Origin of the sequence: Actinokineospora sp. (assembly GCF_050699995.1) — a bacterium.
Lineage (GTDB): Bacteria > Actinomycetota > Actinomycetes > Mycobacteriales > Pseudonocardiaceae > Actinokineospora.
In genome coordinates, this window is record NZ_JBOHGC010000351.1 from 1 (window position 1) to 4,106 (window position 4,106).

Annotated in this window: 4 protein-coding genes; 1 reads left to right on the forward strand and 3 read right to left on the reverse strand. The window is 68.9% G+C overall.

Translation table 11 applies throughout. The features are described 5' to 3' along the window. Window positions 1-34: 34 nt before the first annotated feature. Entirely contained in the window at window positions 35-445 is a 411-nt protein-coding gene (gene ndk, locus ACRDSQ_RS17255) for a nucleoside-diphosphate kinase (protein ID WP_431422396.1), read from the reverse strand. 142 nt (window positions 446-587) lie between these two features. Between ndk and ACRDSQ_RS17260 the strand changes: the two genes are divergently transcribed. Then, window positions 588-1,109: a hypothetical protein gene (locus ACRDSQ_RS17260; RefSeq protein WP_431422398.1), complete on the forward strand. Its 522-nt coding sequence runs from the start codon at window positions 588-590 to the stop codon at window positions 1,107-1,109. A 111-nt stretch (window positions 1,110-1,220) separates the two neighbouring features. On the opposite strand, the gene ACRDSQ_RS17265 is transcribed toward ACRDSQ_RS17260, so the two are convergent. Then, window positions 1,221-1,922, reverse strand: a complete 702-nt coding sequence (locus ACRDSQ_RS17265; RefSeq protein ID WP_431422401.1) for a hypothetical protein — start codon at window positions 1,920-1,922, stop codon at window positions 1,221-1,223. Window positions 1,923-2,375: 453 nt separating this feature from the next. Beyond that, complete coding sequence (locus tag ACRDSQ_RS17270; protein WP_431422403.1) at window positions 2,376-3,884, reverse strand: alkaline phosphatase D family protein; 1,509 nt, start codon at window positions 3,882-3,884, stop codon at window positions 2,376-2,378. Between the last annotated feature and the right edge of the window lie 222 nt (window positions 3,885-4,106).

Sequence of the window (4,106 nt, forward strand, 5' to 3'; positions counted from 1 at the left end):
CCACCCCGCTGTCACGGGGTGGCAGCCGCCATGATCACAGGCTGGGGAACCACAGCTTGATCTCGCGCTCGGCGGACTCGATCGAGTCCGAGCCGTGCACGAGGTTGAACTGGACCTCCAGGCCGAAGTCACCGCGGATGGTGCCCGGGGTGGCCTTCTCGACCGGGTCGGTGCCGCCTGCCAGCTGGCGGAACGCGGCGATGGCGCGCGGGCCCTCGACGACGAGTGCCACGACCGGGCCGGAGGTGATGAACTCGAGCAGCGACTCGAAGAACGGCTTGCCGTCGTGCTCGGCGTAGTGCTGCTCGGCGACATCGCGTTCGACGTTGCGCAGTTCGAGCGCGGCCAGCGTGAGGCCCTTGCGCTCGATGCGAGAGATGACCTCGCCGACCAGGCCACGGCTCACACCGTCGGGCTTGACCAGGACCAGGGTGCGCTCACTCACGGCTTTCCGTACTCCTTCATGGGGATCGCTGCGTGCCGAACGCACGAGCGTGTGAGCAGGGTAACCCGGTCGGCTGGCATGACTTGCCGCGCTCCCGTCTGCCAGCCACGGTGAGGACATGGACCGAACGGAGAGTGAAAAGTTGATTACCCGACGTATCGTCTCAATCGTCGCCCTCGTCGTGGCCCTGTTCGCCGGGGTGACCGCCGCCCCCGCGTCCGCCGAGCAAGCCGACCCCGCTGACCTGACGTACCACTACAGATACGACCTGTGGGTCGAGAGTGCCTTCACCCCGGAGCACCTCACGTCGATGGTGGCGTCTCGGCTGACCAGGTACTTCACCTTCGACTCCAACTGCTCGTACCTGCCGCCGGTCGGCACGCAGTGCGACCTGTACAACGTGCCGGGGCTGCCGCTGCTGGGGAGCAATCCGGTGATGGTGATCGACCGCTCGCCGACCAGCTGGACCTTCCGCTCGATGCCTGGGCACGCGGAGGGCGCGGGCCGGTTCATCACGTTCAGTTTCGTGCATGGGCCCTACGGCTACGTGCTCGACGTCGCGTCGTGGGGGGTGTGGACGCCCGCGGCCGAGCTGACGGTGTCCAGTGGCGGGGCGCGGGCCGCGTGGCAGCGGTTCGCGGACAACATCTCGCGGTTGCTGTAGCGGGACGTGGCCCGACCCCCGGGGGAACAGGGGCCGGGCCACCTGCGTCACCAGGTGCTGTTGATCAGTCCGGTGCCGAGGTAGACCTGGTCGAAACCGTTGCCGTCGTTGTCATCTGTACGCCAGGGTGATCAGTCCCCACGGGTCGACCGCCACCGCGGGCTCGTCCTGCCTGCCGGTGACGGTCGTGTTGAGCCGCTGCCGGGGCAGCCTGCCGGTGGTGGAGCCGTCGGGGTTGACGCCTTGGGCGTACACGTCCGCGGCCTCGGACCAGTTGACGACCGCGGCGCGCTGGTCATCGGTGCCGACCTGGGGGTCGGCACCGGGGACCAGGGTGTCGGCGGCCGAACCGGCCGTGCCGGTGGCCGAGAACGACCGGACGCCGACCTGCGCGACGCCCGTGTGGTCGGTCTCCCAGCCGACGACGAAATCGCCGTTGAAGTTCGCCGCCACCGACGCGTGCCGCTGCTGCCCACCCGCGTTCACGTTGACCAGCGCCTGGGCGAGCTTGGTCGCACCCGATGAGGTGAAGCTCTTGCGGGCGATGTTGAACGTCGCGTTCCCGTCGCCGTCCTCGTTCCACACCACGATGGCGTTCTGCGCCGCGCCCATCGCGATGTCGGGGCGCTGGTGGGTGCCGCCCGTGGCGTGCGCCTGCAGCTCGTAGGTCTTCGAGGTGATGGAGGCGAACCCGGACACCCGCACGGTCGGCGCGGTGGTGCTCTGCTTGTCCTCGAAGGCGACCGCGAACCCCGGGCCGTCGGGGTCGGCGGCCACGGGTCGGGTACGTCTGCTGTCCGGCCGAAGCTCCATTGGCGGTCGCGGACCCGGTGACCGTCCCCGCCGTGTTGAGCGCGCGCACGGCGATTTGGTTGTACCCGTTGCCGTCGGTGTCGTCGGCCCAGACGACGACCGCGCTGCCGTCCTCGTGCAGCGCGACGTCGGGCTGGAGGTGCCGCCAGTTCCCCGTGCCGACCGCGGACAGCTTCTTCTCGTAGAGAGAGACACCATCGCGGTAGAGGCGAACGAAGATCTCGCTGTGCAAGTTGTCGGTCGGGTTCGTGGAGTCGCGGTCGTCTTCCCAGACGACGGCGGTGTAGCCGGTGCGGACGGACGCGACGGCGGCGTTGTCCTGGTCGCCGGTGGCGACGCTGTTCGCGACGGTCCACGTCAGGGTGCCGTCGGCGTGCGCGATGCCCGTGCCCGCAAGGGTTCCGGCCAGCGCCAGCGCGGTGATCGTCAGAGAGGTGCGCATGGTTCTGCCCTTCACGGGGTCTGCAGGCCGGGGTTGCCCGCCTGGATCACGTAGCTCTTGGTGGTCACGACCGGGTAGTCGCGCACGGTGACCTTGTCCAGCGTGCGGAAGTCCACGGTCATCTGCGTCGGCGTGGTGACCGTGCGTACGTACCCGCGCAGGTTCTTGTAGAACTTCACGTGCGGGTTGAGGCTCGACAGCCCGTTGTCGGTCGCGCTGCCGTCGCCGCCCGAGGTGATCGACGTGGTGACCAGCTCGGTGCCGATGATCCGGTTCTGCGTGCTGTAGTTCTGCATGATGTTGCTCGCCCACGAGCGGTGGACATCCCCGGTGAGGACGGCGGTGCTGGTGTTGCCCTGCGCGTCCCAGCCGTTCTGGATGCGGGAGCGGTTCGCGGTGTAGCCGTCCCACGAGTCCATGCTCTTCGACCCGTCCGCCGCGGCGAGCTTCTGGGCGAAGAAGACCTGCTGGCCGAGGATGTCCCAGGTGCCCAGCTTCTGGCCCATTCCGTTGAGCAGCCACGATTCCTGGGTGGCACCGGTGAGCGTGCGGGCCGGGTCGTCGGCGGCCGGGCAGAGCTTGGTGCCGTCGCCGCAGGCCTGGTCGTCGCGGTACTGGCGGGTGTCGAGCAGGTGGAACGTGGCCAGGCTCCCCCAGCGCAACCGCCGGTACAGCTGCAGGTTCGCACCGGACGGAGCTTGGGCGGCCCGCAGCGGCATGTGCTCGTAGTACGCCTTGTAGGCGGCGGCCCGGCGCGCGGTGAAGTCACCGGCGGGCGAGGTGTCGTTGCGGATCAGGTTCGCGTAGTTGTTCTCGACCTCGTGGTCGTCCCATACGACCAGCCACGGCGCGGCGGCGTGCGCGGCCTGCAGGTCGGGGTCGCGCTTGTAGAGCGCGTGCCGCACGCGGTAGCTCGCCAGGGTGCTGATCTCGGTCGACGGCTGGTGGGTGCGCACACCGCTGCCCGCGCCGCCCTCGTAGATGTAGTCGCCCAGGTGCAGGATCAGGTCGGGGTTCTCCTCGGCCATCCTGCGGTACGCGGTGAAGTAGCCCGCTTCGTAGTGCGAGCAGGAGGCGAAGAGCATCTTCATCGACGGGCTGGTCCCGACCGCGGGCGCGGTGCGGGCCCGGCCGACCGGCGAGATGTGGCCCATGGCGCGGAAGCGGTACCAGTACTCGCGGCCGGGCAGCAGTCCCGTCAGTTCGACGTGGACGCTGTGGCCCCACGCCTGGGTGGCGGTGAAGGTGCCGCTCGCGGCGAGAGTCGTGAAGTACTGGTCGGTGGAGACCTGCCATTCCACGGCGACGTTGGCGCTGGACATGCCGCCGAGGCCGTCGGCGTTGAGCGGGCTGGGCGCGAGCCGGGTCCATAAGACGAAGCCGTCGGCGTTGGGCTCACCGGAGGCCACACCGAGGGTGAAGGGGTACAGCGCGGCGCTGGCGGAACTGGCGGTGAGGATGGTGGCACCGGCGCTTGCGAGACCGCCGATGAGGAAGGTCCGTCGTTGCAGTCGGGTCATAGATCGTTCATAGGACCCGCGCGCGAACGGCCCAAGGCTTCGCGCGAACTGTTCATCGGATAGCTGTCCGTTGGAGTACACCGTTCACGAAACGTGTGAGAACGTGTCGTGAGCCGTCACCTCGCGGTGCGGCGTTGGCCCGGTGTGGTGGCCGGGTCTTCCCGTGGCGGTACCCGGTGCCCGCGTGGTGCGGGTCTTACGTGGGTTTCCATCGGGCTCGTT